This is a genomic window from Ralstonia pickettii, from assembly GCF_000607165.1.
GTDB lineage: Bacteria > Pseudomonadota > Gammaproteobacteria > Burkholderiales > Burkholderiaceae > Ralstonia > Ralstonia holmesii.
On sequence record NZ_JFZG01000004.1, the window covers coordinates 370614 to 384261 of the forward strand.

At 63.8% G+C, this 13648-nt stretch carries 14 protein-coding genes; 12 read left to right on the top strand and 2 right to left on the bottom strand.

From position 1 onward, the window contains the following. Window positions 1–35: 35 nt before the first annotated feature. The 9 genes from BG83_RS0104780 to BG83_RS0104820 all read left to right on the top strand — a co-directional run bounded on the left by BG83_RS0104780 (window position 36) and on the right by BG83_RS0104820 (window position 9564). Window positions 36–1904, top strand: a complete 1869-nt coding sequence (locus tag BG83_RS0104780; RefSeq protein ID WP_024975646.1) for an acyl-CoA dehydrogenase — start codon at window positions 36–38, stop codon at window positions 1902–1904. Window positions 1905–1929: 25 nt separating this feature from the next. Next, complete coding sequence (locus tag BG83_RS0104785; protein ID WP_024975647.1) at window positions 1930–2712, top strand: SDR family oxidoreductase; 783 nt, start codon at window positions 1930–1932, stop codon at window positions 2710–2712. 32 nt (window positions 2713–2744) lie between these two features. Then, on the top strand, window positions 2745–3179 hold the full coding sequence (locus tag BG83_RS0104790) for a PaaI family thioesterase (RefSeq protein ID WP_012762007.1): 435 nt from the start codon (window positions 2745–2747) through the stop codon (window positions 3177–3179). 81 nt (window positions 3180–3260) lie between these two features. Further along, complete coding sequence (locus BG83_RS0104795; RefSeq protein ID WP_024975648.1) at window positions 3261–4664, top strand: serine hydrolase domain-containing protein; 1404 nt, start codon at window positions 3261–3263, stop codon at window positions 4662–4664. A 45-nt stretch (window positions 4665–4709) separates the two neighbouring features. Then, window positions 4710–5720 carry an NADP-dependent oxidoreductase gene (locus BG83_RS0104800; RefSeq protein WP_024975649.1) on the top strand — a complete coding sequence of 337 codons (1011 nt, stop codon included), beginning with the start codon at window positions 4710–4712 and terminating at the stop codon, window positions 5718–5720. Between the two features lie 96 nt (window positions 5721–5816). Beyond that, on the top strand, window positions 5817–6665 hold the full coding sequence (locus BG83_RS0104805) for a class II aldolase/adducin family protein (protein ID WP_024975650.1): 849 nt from the start codon (window positions 5817–5819) through the stop codon (window positions 6663–6665). 27 nt (window positions 6666–6692) lie between these two features. Beyond that, complete coding sequence (locus BG83_RS0104810; protein WP_024975651.1) at window positions 6693–7649, top strand: glutathione S-transferase family protein; 957 nt, start codon at window positions 6693–6695, stop codon at window positions 7647–7649. A 56-nt stretch (window positions 7650–7705) separates the two neighbouring features. Further along, window positions 7706–8608 carry an SDR family oxidoreductase gene (locus BG83_RS0104815; RefSeq protein WP_024975652.1) on the top strand — a complete coding sequence of 301 codons (903 nt, stop codon included), beginning with the start codon at window positions 7706–7708 and terminating at the stop codon, window positions 8606–8608. Between the two features lie 29 nt (window positions 8609–8637). Continuing rightward, window positions 8638–9564 carry an alpha/beta fold hydrolase gene (locus BG83_RS0104820; protein ID WP_024975653.1) on the top strand — a complete coding sequence of 309 codons (927 nt, stop codon included), beginning with the start codon at window positions 8638–8640 and terminating at the stop codon, window positions 9562–9564. A gap of 13 nt (window positions 9565–9577) precedes the next feature. Here BG83_RS0104820 and BG83_RS0104825 read toward each other — a convergent pair whose 3' ends face one another. Then, window positions 9578–10726 (bottom strand): iron-containing alcohol dehydrogenase, encoded by a 1149-nt coding sequence (locus tag BG83_RS0104825; RefSeq protein WP_024975654.1) that lies wholly within the window; start codon window positions 10724–10726, stop codon window positions 9578–9580. Window positions 10727–10835: 109 nt separating this feature from the next. Here BG83_RS0104825 and BG83_RS0104830 point away from each other — a divergent pair, with 109 nt between their 5' ends. Genes BG83_RS0104830 through BG83_RS0104840 form a run of 3 tightly spaced genes read left to right on the top strand, consistent with a single transcriptional unit; the run spans window position 10836 to window position 12738 of the window. Continuing rightward, window positions 10836–11816 carry an alpha/beta hydrolase gene (locus BG83_RS0104830; protein WP_024975655.1) on the top strand — a complete coding sequence of 327 codons (981 nt, stop codon included), beginning with the start codon at window positions 10836–10838 and terminating at the stop codon, window positions 11814–11816. A gap of 22 nt (window positions 11817–11838) precedes the next feature. Next, window positions 11839–12276 (top strand): acyl-CoA thioesterase, encoded by a 438-nt coding sequence (locus BG83_RS0104835; protein ID WP_024975656.1) that lies wholly within the window; start codon window positions 11839–11841, stop codon window positions 12274–12276. A gap of 9 nt (window positions 12277–12285) precedes the next feature. Then, window positions 12286–12738, top strand: a complete 453-nt coding sequence (locus BG83_RS0104840) for a GNAT family N-acetyltransferase (protein WP_024975657.1) — start codon at window positions 12286–12288, stop codon at window positions 12736–12738. Here BG83_RS0104840 and BG83_RS0104845 read toward each other — a convergent pair. Next, window positions 12728–13633, bottom strand: a complete 906-nt coding sequence (locus BG83_RS0104845) for a LysR family transcriptional regulator (RefSeq protein ID WP_024975658.1) — start codon at window positions 13631–13633, stop codon at window positions 12728–12730. The two genes, BG83_RS0104840 and BG83_RS0104845, sit on opposite strands and share 11 nt — an antisense overlap. Between the last annotated feature and the right edge of the window lie 15 nt (window positions 13634–13648).

A 13648-nucleotide genomic window follows, 5' to 3' on the forward strand; every position in this document is an offset into this window, starting at 1 on the left:
GCAGGGCACGAAACACAGGATGCACCACCAACATCATGTCCTCGAAACTGCTATCCCGCCGCGACCTCAGCTTCCTGCTCTATGAATGGCTCAACGTCGAGTCACTCACAAGCATTCCCCGTTACGCTGATCACTCCCGTGAAACGTTCGACGCCGCACTCGACACCTGCGAGCGCATCGCAACGGACCTCTTCGCCCCGCACAACAAGAAAAACGATCAGGAAGAACCGCACTTCGACGGCAACAAGGTCCACATCATTCCCGAGGTCAAGGCAGCGCTGGATGCCTTTAACAAGGCCGGCCTGATGGCTGCCGGGCAAGACTTTGAGCGCGGCGGCATGCAACTGCCCACCGTGGTCGAGAAAGCCGGCTTCGGTTATTTCAAGGCCGCCAACGTCGGTACCAGTTCATACCCGTTCCTCACGATCGGCAACGCGAATCTGCTGCTCGCGCACGGCACGCCCGCGCAGATCGAGACGTTCGTGCAGCCTGAGATGGAAGGCCGCTTCTACGGCACGATGTGCTTGTCGGAGCCGCAGGCGGGCTCGTCGCTGTCGGACGTCGTCACGCGAGCCGAATACGAAGGCGAGTCGCCTCTTGGCGCGCAATACCGCTTGACCGGCAACAAGATGTGGATCTCCGCCGGTGAACACGAGCTGTCGGAGAACATCGTCCACCTCGTGCTGGCGAAGATACCCGGCCCGGACGGCAAGCTGATTCCCGGCGTGAAGGGCATTTCGCTCTTCATCGTGCCGAAGTTCCTTGTCAATGCCGATGGCTCGCTCGGCGAGCGGAATGACGTGGTGCTGGCAGGGCTGAACCACAAGATGGGCTATCGCGGCACGACCAACTGCCTGCTGAACTTCGGCGAAGGTACGCAGTTCCGCCCGAAAGGTGCAGACGGCCAGCCGCGCGCCGGTGCCATCGGTTACCTCGTCGGCGAGCCGCACAAGGGCCTTGCCTGCATGTTCCACATGATGAACGAGGCGCGCATCGGCGTCGGCATGGGCGCAACGATGCTTGGTTACACGGGTTATCTGCACGCGGTGGACTACGCGCGCAATCGCCCTCAAGGTCGCCCGGTCGGGCCGTCTGGCAAGGATGCGGCGTCTCCGCAAATCCGTATCGTCGATCATGCTGATGTGCGTCGCATGCTGCTGGCGCAGAAGGCGTATGTAGAAGGCGCGCTGGGCCTGAACCTGTATTGCGCCAAGCTCGTCGATGAAGAGCGTGGCGAAACCGATGCGGCCAAGCGCGCAAAGCTCGGTCTGCTGCTCGACATCCTCACGCCGATTGCGAAGAGCTGGCCGTCGCAGTGGTGCCTCGAGGCCAACAGCTTGGCGATCCAGGTGCACGGCGGTTACGGCTACACGCGCGAATACAACGTCGAACAGTTCTACCGCGACAACCGCCTGAACCCGATTCACGAGGGCACGCACGGCATCCAGGGGCTGGACCTGCTGGGCCGCAAGGTCGTGATGCAGGATGGCGCCGCCTTCGCCGCGCTGGGTGAGCGCGTGCAGGGCACCGTCGGCCGTGCGCTGGAAACCGACGATGAAACGCTGGTCGGCTATGGCCGCGCGCTCGGCATGGCCACGCAGAAATTGGCCAAGGTCACGCAAACACTGTGGGCCGCTGGCGACCCGCGCGTGACGCTGGCAAATGCCTCCGTCTATCTAGAAGCCTTCGGCCATGTCGTGGTTGCGTGGATCTGGCTGGAGCAGGCGCTGGCCGCCGCCAAGGCATTGCCGGCGGCGCAGGGCGACGATGCAGATTTCTATCGCGGCAAGCTGCAGGCCGCGCGCTACTTCTTCCAGTGGGAACTGCCGAAGATCGACCCGCAGATCGTGCTGCTGGGCTCGCTCGACACCACAACGCTGGACATGCAGGACGCCTGGTTCTAACGACGATAACGACACTGGAGACACCATGGGTACGCTCAAGCATCTGTTTGATCTTTCCGGCAAGACGGCGCTCATCACCGGCGGCTCACGCGGGCTCGGCCTGCAGATTGCCGAAGCGCTAGGCGAGCAGGGCGCGCGCATCGTTCTATCTGCCCGCAAGGCCGATGAACTGAAGGAAGCGCAGGCACATCTGAAGTCGCTCGGCATCGAAGCCGACTGGATTGCCGCTGACGGCGCCATCGAAGCCGACATTCAGCGCCTGGCCGACGAGGCGCTGGCCAAGCTCGGCCACATCGACATTCTCGTCAACAACGCGGGCGCAACGTGGGGCTCGCCGGCGGAAGACCACCCGGTCGAAGCCTGGGACAAGGTGATGAACCTGAACATCCGCGGCCTGTTCCTGCTCACGCAGCAGATCGGCAAGCGTTCGATGATCCCGCGCAAGTACGGAAAGATCGTCAATGTGGCGTCGATTGCGGGCCTGAAGGGCAATCCGCCGGGCTCGCTGGACACGATTGCCTACAACACAAGCAAGGGCGCGGTGGTCAATTTCACGCGCGCGCTGGCCGGTGAGTGGGGCGAGCACAACATCACCGTCAACGCCATTGCGCCGGGCTTCTTCCCGTCGAAGATGACGCGCGGCTCGCTGGAAAAGCTCGGTGTGGACAAGCTGGCCGAGCGCTCGCCGCTGCATCGCATCGGCGACGACGAAGACCTCAAGGGTGTGGCTGCGTTGTTTGCGTCGGATGCCTCCAAGCACATCACTGGCCAGATCCTCGCCGTCGACGGCGGCGTGAGCGTGGTCTAATTTCGGCTGCTTCTCACTCTTTCTGACGCAGCATGAACGCAGACAACAACGGTTTTCCGATCGACATCCCTTTCCTGAAGCTTCTCGGCATGCGCTGCCTGAAGGTGGCCGATGGCGAGGGCGTGGTCGAGCTTGCCCTCGAAGCGCAGCACATGAACAGCTGGGAAATGGCCCACGGCGGCGTGACCATGACGATGCTCGACGTCGCCATGGCCATGGCCGGCCGCTCGGCCGACGTGCACGGCCGCGGCGTGGTGACGATCGAGATGAAGACGGCGTTCATGCAGCCCGGGCGCGGCACGCTCAAGGCCAGCGCGCGTTGCGTGCATCAGTCCACCACCATGGCGTTCTGCGAGGGCGAGGTGCGTGATGCCGATGACAAGCTGGTCGCTCGCGGCTCGGGCACGTTCAAGTTCGTCAAGCGTATGCCGCCGCCGCGCACCCCAGAACCCGGCGCCGACGGCTGACCAGACCACACGGCAGTTGCAGTACCCAGTTGCACATCGGACAGCGTCCGACACACAAGAAGAGCAACCACGGAGACAAGCATGCAACAACCTGCGCGGCGCACGGCGTATGCCCTTGCCATTACTCTGCTTTGCTGCACCGGACTGACCATGACCCTGGAAGGATGCGCCTCCAACCCCGCGCCGGCCGACGCACCGGCTGCCAGTGCATCGACCGCCGTGCAGCCGCCGCCGGCGCCCAATCCGCCGATGCAGAAGCCGCTCACGGCCGACGAATCTGATCCGAACAAGATGGGCTGGATGCAAGGCTTCCCGCCGCCACCTGATCGCATCATCCGTTTTGACCTGGCGGGCAATATGTTCCCGCGCACGCGCTACGGCTACAGCCACGTGCGTGAGTTCGTGCCGACGCGCGTGATATGGCGCGGCGATGGCCCCGTCAGCAAGCTCCCCCGCGCCGAGCGTGACATCAGCGGCGTGCTGTTTACGGATCCGAACGGCACGCGCCGCACGTTTGCCGAAGCGCTCAAGCTGACCTACACCGACGGCATCCTCGTCATGCACAAGGGCAAGGTGGTCTACGAGCGCTACTTTGGCTCGCTCGATGCGCACACGCAGCACATTGCCATGTCGGTCACGAAATCGTTTGTCGGCACACTGGCCGCCATGCTGGTGGCCGACGGCAAGCTCGATCCGGCCGCGCCCGTTACGCAGTACGTGCCGGAACTGAAGGACACCGCCTACGGCGACGCCACCGTGCGCCAGGTCATGGATATGACCGTGGGTGTGCATTACTCCGAAAACTATGCCGACCCGAACGCCGATGTCTGGGCCTACGCCCGCGCCGGCGGCATGCTGCCGCGCCCGGCAGGCTACAAGGGCCCCGACAATTTCTACGACTACCTGACGACGCTGCGCAAGGAAGGCGAGCACGACGCGGAGTTCTCGTACAAGACCGTCAACGCTGAAACGCTGGCGTGGATCGTACGCCGCGCGTCGAACAAGTCGCTGGCGGCGCTGCTGTCCGAGCGTATCTGGCAACCGATGGGTGCACAGGATGACGCGTACTTCTCGGTCGACAGCATCGGTACGGAATCGGGCGGCGGCGGCCTGAACACTACGCTGCGCGATCTGGCGCGCTTTGGCGAGATGATTCGCAACGACGGCCGCTTTAACGGCAAGCAGATCCTGCCCAAGAGCGTGATCGAAGACATCCGCCGCGGGGGCGACCCGGCCAAATTTGCCAAGGCAGGCTACACGACGCTGCCCGGCTATTCGTATCGCAACATGTGGTGGGTTTCGAGCAACGACCACCACACGTTCGAAGCGCGCGGCATCCATGGCCAGCGCATCTATATTGATCCGGTGGCCCAGATGACGATCGTGCGCTATGCCTCGCACCCGATCGCCGCCAATGCGGCCAATGATCCGGTCACGCACCGCGCGTATGCGGCGCTGGCCGAGTACTTCATGCAACACAAGTAACACCTCGACCCAACACCGATATCCGATATTCAGGAGCGTTTTTTCATGTCGAAGACCTATCAGCGCATCGTTCTGGCTTCGCGCCCGCAAGGGGCCGTGACACCCGACAACTTCCGCCTGGAGACGGTGGAGATTCCGGAACTGCAGGACGGCCAGGTGCTGGTGCGCAACCATTTCCTGTCGCTCGATCCGTACATGCGCGGCCGCATGAACGACAGCAAGTCGTATGCGCAGCCGCAGCCGCTAGACGAAGTGATGATCGGCGGCACCGTTGGCGTGGTGGAAGCGTCCAAGAACCCGTCGTTTGCCGTGGGCGACAACGTCGTCGGCATGTTCGGCTGGCAAGAGGTTGGCGTGTCTGACGGCCGTGGCATCCAGAAGGTTGATACGCGCCACATTCCGCTGTCGGCGTATCTCGGTTCGGTCGGTATGCCGGGCGTGACGGCGTGGTATGGCCTGAACAAGATCATGCTGCCCAAGCCCGGCCAGACCGTGGCGGTGAGTGCTGCTTCCGGCGCGGTGGGCAGCGTGGTGGGGCAGCTTGCCAAGCTCAAGGGCTGCCGCGCCGTGGGCTTTGCCGGCGGCAAGGACAAGTGCGACTACGTGGTCAACGAACTGGGCTTTGATGCCTGCATCGACTACAAGGCCGCCAAGGACCCGAAGGAGCTGTACAAGATGCTCAAAGAGGCGACGCCCGATGGCATCGACTCGTATTTCGAGAACGTGGGTGGCTCGATCCTGGATGCCGTGCTGTCGCGCATGAACGCATTCGGCCGCATCGCCATGTGCGGCATGATTGCCGGCTATGACGGCCAGCCGCTGCCGCTGCAGAACCCGCAATTGATCCTGGTGTCGCGCCTGACCATCGAGGGCTTCATTGTCTCCGAACACATGGACGTGTGGCCGGAAGCACTGCGCGAGCTGGGCGGTTTCGTGGCGCAGGGCAAGCTGAAGTTCCGCGAGAGCGTGGCAGAGGGCTTGGCGAGCGCACCGGAAGCGTTCATGGGCCTGCTCAAGGGCAAGAACTTCGGCAAGCAACTCGTCAAGCTCGTTTGAGTAGAGCCGCACGCGGACTGTCAATCGCTTGACAGTCCGCCGGGCGAGGGCCGCCACAGAATGGCCCACCCACAACGAACGCGTGAAGGAGACACCATGAACGCACCTGAAACCGCACAGGCCAAGCGGCCCGACAGCATGACGGCCAACCTCAGCCCCGAGGCCGCAGCCCGCTACCGCAACCTGCCGCGCCCGCCGCAATTCGCCACGGTTGAAGAAGAGCGCCTGCACCGCAAACAGCGTCTGGCTGCAGCGTTCCGCCTGTTCTCCAAATTCGGCTTCGACGAAGGCGTGGCCGGGCACATCACGGCGCGCGATCCGGAACACCAGGACAGCTTCTGGGTGAACCCCTTCGGTGTGCATTTCAGCCAGGTGACGGTGTCGAACCTCATCCGCTGCGATCACCATGGCAACGTGGTGGAAGGCGATTACCCCGTCAACGCCGCCGCGTTTGCGATTCACTCGCGGGTGCATCAGGCGCGGCCCGATGCGGTGGCCGCTGCGCACTCGCACAGCACATACGGTCGCGCGTGGTCGACGCTCGGCCGCAAGCTCGATCCGCTCACGCAAGACGTGTGCGCTTTCTATGGCGACCATGCCCTGTACGACGATTTCGGCGGCGTGGTGGTCGAACTGGACGAAGGCCAGCGCATTGCAGAGGCCCTGGGTGACAACAAGGCTGCGATCCTGCAGAACCACGGCCTGCTGACGGTCGGCAAGACGGTCGATGAAGCAGCGTGGTGGTTCATCACGATGGAGCGCTCCTGCCAGGTGCAGTTGCTGGCCGAAGCCGCTGCGGCGCGCACCGGCGACGCACCGCGCACGATTTCCGATGCCGCTGCCCGTCAGGCGTATTCCATCGTCGGATCGGCGCAGGCGGGGTGGTTCCAGTTCCAGCCGCTATATGCGCGCATCGTCAAAGAACAACCCGATCTGCTCGACTGATCGGCATTACAAATTTCTGGAGCACGCATGACGGACTTGATCCTGCATCACTACGCCACCTCGCCGTTTTCAGAGAAGGTGCGCTTGATCCTTGGCTACAAGGACCAGCCGTGGAAGTCCGTCACGGTGCCCGTGATCCTGCCCAAGCCGGACGTGATGCCGCTCACCGGCGGCTACCGGCGCACGCCGTTCCTGCAGATCGGCGCGGACATCTATTGCGATACCGCGCTGATCGCGCAGGTGCTGGAGTCGATTCATCCCGCCCCGACGCTGTATCCCGCAGACCATGCCGCAGCGGTGTTTTCGATGGCGCAGTGGGCCGATACGACGCTGTTCTGGGCCACCGCCACTTTCGTGACGCAGCCGGCGGGCTTCCAGAGCCTGTTCGGCGACGCGCCGGAAGCCTTCGTCAAAGCCTTCGTGGAAGACCGCAAAGCAATGCGTGTGGGCGGCACCGGCTTGCGCACGCCGCTGCCGGAAGCCACCTCCACGCTGCAGGTGTTCCTTGCTCAGTTGGAGCGGCAGTTTGCGACAGGCGAACGCATCTTCCTGTTTGGCGAGCAGCCGACCGTGGCCGATTTTTCCGTCTACCACTGCCTGTGGTTCATCCGCCGCGCGACGGCGGTGGCGGGCATTCTCGATGCGCACCCCGAAGTCGTCGCATGGATGCATCGCGTCGCGGCATTCGGTCACTCGCAAGCGCAACCGATGACGCCTGCCGAAGCGTTGGATATTGCCAAGGCCGCCACACCACGCGCGCTGACTGAAGCGAACGCCACCTTCGACGACAGCCACGGCTTGCCCAAGGGCACGCGCGTGACGGTGGCCGCGGTTGATTACGGCGTTGATCCCGTCGAAGGGGACCTCGTGGTCTCCACACGCGACAGCGTCGGCGTGCTGCGCGAAGACCCGCGCGTCGGCCAAGTGGTGGTGCATTTTCCGCGCGTGGGTTACGCCGTGCGCAAGGTTGAGGCGGCAGGCTGATACGGCTGCGCCATCTCGATCGCCTTTCCTATTACAACGACATCAGTGAGACACGTATGAAGCAATTCGCAGGCGGTGTGGCCGTCATCACGGGCGGTGCGTCGGGTTTCGGCAAGGAGTTCGCCAAGATCGGCGCCAGTTTGGGCATGAAGCTGGTGCTGGCCGATATCCAGCAGGATGCGCTGGATGCCGCCGTGGCCGAATTCTCGGCGCAGGGCGTGGAAGTGATTGGCCTGCGCGTCGACGTGTCGAAGGTGGAAGATGTGCAGGCGCTGGCCGATGCGGCCATCAAGGCGTTCGGCAAAGTGAACCTGCTGTTCAACAACGCCGGCGTGGGCGCCGGTGGTCTCATCTGGGAAAACACCGAGCGCGACTGGGATTGGGTGCTCGGCGTGAACTTGCACGGCGTCATTCACGGTGTACGCATCTTCACGCCGCTGATGCTGGAAGCCGCCAAGAAAGATCCCTCGTACGAGGGCCATATTGTCAATACGGCCTCGATGGCGGGGCTGCTGAATGCGCCGGCCATGGGCATCTATAACGTGTCCAAGCACGCAGTGGTGGCGCTGTCCGAATCGCTGTATCAGGACTTGAGCCTGGTGACCGAGCAGATCCATTGCTCGGTACTGTGCCCGTACTTCGTGCCGACCGGTATTACGCAGTCTGACCGCAACCGGCCGCAGGATTTGGCCAACACGGCGCCGCCCACCAAGTCGCAGTTGGTTTCGCGGGCCATGTCGGAGAAGGCCGTCAGTTCCGGCAAGGTCACCGCCGAGCAAGTCGGCCAGATGACCTTTGACGCGATCCGCAACGCCGGCTTCTACATCTACTCGCACCCGCATGCGCTGGCGCCTGTGCAGCATCGCTTTGAAGACATCATCTCGCAGCGCAATCCGTCTGATCCGTTTGAAGGCAAGCCGGACGTGCGTGCGCGCCTGGTCGATGCGCTGCGCGGGTAACCACACATTTCCATGACTCCGGAATCGCCATGAACACTGCTACCGCCGCCGCTATCACGGAATCGCAATTCACCGATCTGCCTAACGGCACGCGGCTGCATTACGCCAGCGCCGGCAAGCGTGGCGCCCCGCTGATGCTGTTCGTTCACGGGTTTCCGGAGTTCTGGTACGAGTGGGAAGCGCAGCTTGCTGCGTTTGGCGACACGCACTTTGCCGTTGCGCCCGACATGCGCGGCTACAACCTGTCGAGCAAGCCGGCGGCGGTGGATGCGTATCGTCCGAAGTTCCTGGTGCAGGATCTGACGCAGTTCATCACGGCGCTGGGCTACGAGCGTGCCATCGTGGTGGCGCACGACTGGGGCGGGGCCATCTGCTGGAACCTTGCCATCCAACATCCGGAATTGGTCGAGCGACTGGTGATCGTCAATTCGCCGCATCCGTGGGTGTTTGCGAATGCGCTGCTCAGCGATCCGGCGCAGCAGGCTTCATCGGCGTATATGAACTGGCTGCGCCAGCCGGGTTCGGAAGACGCGCTGGCCGCCAATGACTTTGAAAAGCTCGAAGGTTTCTTTCACGGCATGGGGCAGCCGGTGGCGGAATGGTTCACGCCCGAGGTGCGAGCGCGCTATCACGCCGCCTGGAGCCAGCCGGGCGAGGGCGGTTCCCACGGCCTGACCGGCGGCGTGAACTACTACCGCGCCTCACCGTTGCATCCGCCTACCGAGGGCGTTGCGCCGTTGCGCATTGACCAGATGCCACCCGAGGCGTTTGTCGCGAAGGTGCCCACGCTCGTGATCTGGGGCGAGATGGACATGGCACTGCCGAAAAGCCTGCTCAATGGGCTGGAACGCTTCATTCCCGACATGCGCCTGGAGCGGATTCCCGACGGCACGCACTGGGTCGTGCACGAACAACCGGAGCGCATTACCGCGCTGATCCGGTCGTTCGTTTCCTGAGCGCCTGAGTTAGTTACATCGACTCCGCCAGCATGCGGCGGTAGTCGTCGGCCGTGGCGATGCGCGGGTTGGTCTTGTGGCAGTGGTCGAGCAAGGCGCCTTCCACCACGTGTTCCAGCGCATCTTCCGGCACGCCCATCTGGCGTAGGCCGGTCGGCAGGCCAAGGCGCGCCGTCAGGTCATGCACCGCCTGGGCGAGGTCCGCGCCGGCCGGCAGATTCATCACGCGGCGCATGCGCGCATACCGGTTGTCTCGCACCACCGTCTCGGCCGTCTCGTTGAAGCGCAACACCGCCGGCAGCACCACCGCGTTGAGCGTGCCGTGATGCAGCCCTGTCTTGCCATCGACCTTTACGCCGCCCAGCGGGTGCGATAACGAATGCACGCACCCCAGCCCCTTCTGGAACGCCATCGCGCCCTGCATCGACGCGCTCATCATGTTCAGCCGCGCATCGCGGTCGGCACCATCGCGCGTGGCACGTTCGATGTTGGCCCACGCACGTTCGAGGCCATCCAGCGCAATGCCGTCCGCTGGCGGGTTGAACGCGGGTGCGAGAAAGGTCTCGATGCAATGCGCAATCGCATCCATGCCGGTGGCGGCCGTCAACGCGGGCGGCAGACCCAGCGTCAGTTCCGCATCGCAGATGGCTGACTTGGGCAGCAGGTGCCACGAGTGGAAGCCAAGCTTGCGGCCGTCTTCCAGAATGATGATCGCGCCACGCGCCACCTCGCTGCCGGTACCGGCCGTGGTGGGGATCGCAATCAACGGCGCCGCCGCTTCGGTGATCTTCGTGCTGCCGCCCTCGATGGTCGCGTAGGTGGTGAGCGGCTCGGGGTGCGTGGCTGCAATCGCAATCCCCTTGGCCAAATCGATCGACGAACCACCGCCGATGGCGATCAGCCCGTCGCAACCGGCGTCTTTGTATTGCGCGGTGGCCTTCAGCACCATCGCCTCGGTCGGGTTGGAAGGCGTCTCGTCGAACACGGTGACGGGCAGGCCGCCCGTGGCGTCAATCGCGCGCTGTGCAAGTCCGGCGGCGGCCACGCCTTTGTCGGTCACGATCATCGGCCGTCGGATGCCCACGCGTGCGCATTCGCTTTTCAGTTCGTTGACGGTGCCAAAGCCGAGGTGAACGTGGGTGAGGTAGAAGATGAGGGCCATGCTGTCTCCGGATGGTGATTGTCGGTGTCGCCCGTCTTGTCGTGCGGGCGTGGTTCAATGGATACTCCGATGATAGCCAAATTAGAACGATCGTTCAGTTCTCGCCCTCATGCAGCACCCGTCTCTCGACTCGCACGTCGCCCAGTTACTCGATCTGGTTGCGCGTGCCAAGCGTCCGCCGCTGAATGCACTTGACCCAGCCGACGCCAAGATCGCCTACGAAAAGAGCAGCCCCATTGTCGACATCCCGGTCATCCCGCTGGAAGCCGTGCACGACCTGACGGTAACGGCGCGCGATGGCCATGTCATCCCCATTCGCACATACGCGGCGCGCGAAGCCAGCTGGGCAGATCCATTGCCGCTGCTGGTGTATTTCCACGGCGGCGGTTTTACCGTGGGCAGCATCAAGACGCACGACCAGCTTTGCCGGTCGCTGGCGGCCAAATCGGGCGCGATGGTGTTGTCGGTAGATTACCGGCTTGGGCCCGAGTGGAAATTTCCAACCGCAGCGAACGACGCGTTCGACGTGCTGCAGTGGGTGTTCGATGAGGCCGCCACCATCGGCGCCGACCCAGCCCGCATCGCTTTCGGCGGCGACAGCGCGGGCGGGACGCTTGCCGCGGTCAGTGCCATTGAGGCACGCAATCGCGGTTTGGCACCGGTGCTGCAACTGCTGATCTACCCCGGCACCACCGCGCGTGAATCCACACCGTCGCACCGCAAGTTTGCCGAGGGCTATTTGCTCACGCAGGAAATGATCCACTGGTTTTTTTCGCAATACCTGCGGACCGACGCCGACCGCGACGACTGGCGGTTCGCCCCGCTGGACGCCGGTGGCCACGGCGCAGACGTAACCGGCGTGTGCCCCGCGTGGATTGCCGTGGCTGGCTTCGACCCGATCCGCGATGCCGGCATCGGCTACGCCAACAAGCTGCGCGCAGCCGAGGTCCCGGTCAAGCTGAAACTGTACGAAGGCATGATTCACGACTTCTTCAAGATGGGGCGCTTCGTGCCGGCTGTGGAAGATGCGCACCGCGACGCCGCCAATGCGCTACGCCGCGCCTTCGGCACTGAGACCGAATCCCCATAACCCGAGCACAAGAGGAGACCACATGGCGATCGAGGATTTCCGCCACAGCACGCCGCTGCGCGTACGCTGGGCCGAAGTCGATGCGCAGAGCATCGTCTTCAATGGCCACTACCTGCTGTACGCCGATGTGTGCATCACCGAATACTGGCGCAGCATCGGCGTGCGGTATCCGGTGGATGTGGTCGACACCTTTGGCGTGGATTTCTACGTGGTCAAATCCACGCTCGAATATCATGCCTCCGCGCGCTTTGACGACGAGCTGGACCTGCGCTGCCGTGTGGCGCGTCTGGGCCGCTCCAGCATGCGCTTTATCATCGAGATGTATCGCGCAGACGAGCATCTCGTCACCGGCGAGGTCATCTATGTGTGTGCCGACCCTGCCACGCAGACCTCCGCGCCGATTCCCGATACGCTGCGCGAACGCATCCTGAACTTTGAAGTTCTGAAGCCTGAAGTGTGAGAACTGAGCATGACTGCCCCTGAATCTGTCCGCCCGCTTGCCGGCATTGAAGTCGACCGCTGGGACGCCGTGCGCGAAGAAGCCCGCGCCATCCGCTACGACGTGTTTGTCACCGAACAAGGCGTGCCCGTTGAACTGGAGTGGGACGCGTGGGATGACCAGTGCTGGCACGCGCTGGCGCATGACACGGCTGGGCGCGCTGTCGCCACGGGCCGCCTGCTGCCCGACGGCCATATCGGCCGGATGGCGGTGCGCAAGGAGGCGCGGGGCACGGGCGTTGGGGCGCGCGTGCTGGAGGCCCTGATCGACAAGGCGCAGTCGCTGGGTTACCCCGAGCTGATCCTGAACGCGCAAACCCACGCCATGCCGTTCTATGTACGTGCGGGCTTTACGGCCGAGGGCGAAGAGTTTGAAGAGGCCGGCATTCCGCACCGGACCATGCGCCGCGTGCTTACACGTTGATGTCCTGGGCGGCCCTCGCAATGGCTGCGATGGCCACCTGCGCTGCCGGCGACGCGGTTCTGCCGTGCAGCCGCACGATTCCCGTCGTGGATGGCGGCGATAGCCAACCCTTCACCGCAAGCCGCACCAGCGCACCGGTTTCCAACTCGTCCTGCACTGCTGCGTCCGTAGCACCCAGCACGGTGTCCGTCGTGAGCGCCACCGTCTTCAATACGCCGTAGTTGTCGCACTCCAGCGCGATGCTGGCCTCCTGACCGGCTGGCAGGCCAAGCAGCATCGCCAGCTCCACCTTGGATGGGCTGAGGAGCTTCGGTACGGCAATGCCGTATTCCCAGACCTCACGCAGCGTGTGCGTGTGCCCTGCTAGCGGGTGGCCAGCGCGCGCGTACAGGTGAGGGGGCTGGCCTCCAATCAATTGGATATCGAGCGCGGCGTCTTTCGGCATGTCGCGCACGTCGGCGGCGAAGAATTCGATGTTCTCGCTACGCAGGCTCTCCAGCAATTGCACCCAATTGCCGACCTCCATGCGCAGGGCGACTTGCGGGTGCTGCTGCCGCAGTTCCTGGAGTGCCCGGGGCATAAGCGTTGCCGTCAGCAGCGGCCCCACACCGAAGGCCGTGTCGCCGAGCTGGCTGTCGCGATACAGATCAACGTCGCGTTGCAGGCAGCGCGCCTCGAACAGCAGGCGCCGCGCGCGTTCGATGACGAATTCGCCGGCGGGCGTGGGGCGCACGTCACCGGTTTCGCGATCGAACAGGCGGATGCCGAGATCGTCTTCAATCGCCTGGATGCTCCGGCTGAATGCGGGCTGGCTCAGATGCACCGCTTGCGCGGCACGCGCGAAGTGCAGCGTATCGGCAAGGGCTACGACGTGACTCAGGCGGCGCAAATCCATGGCGTTGCGTTCTGT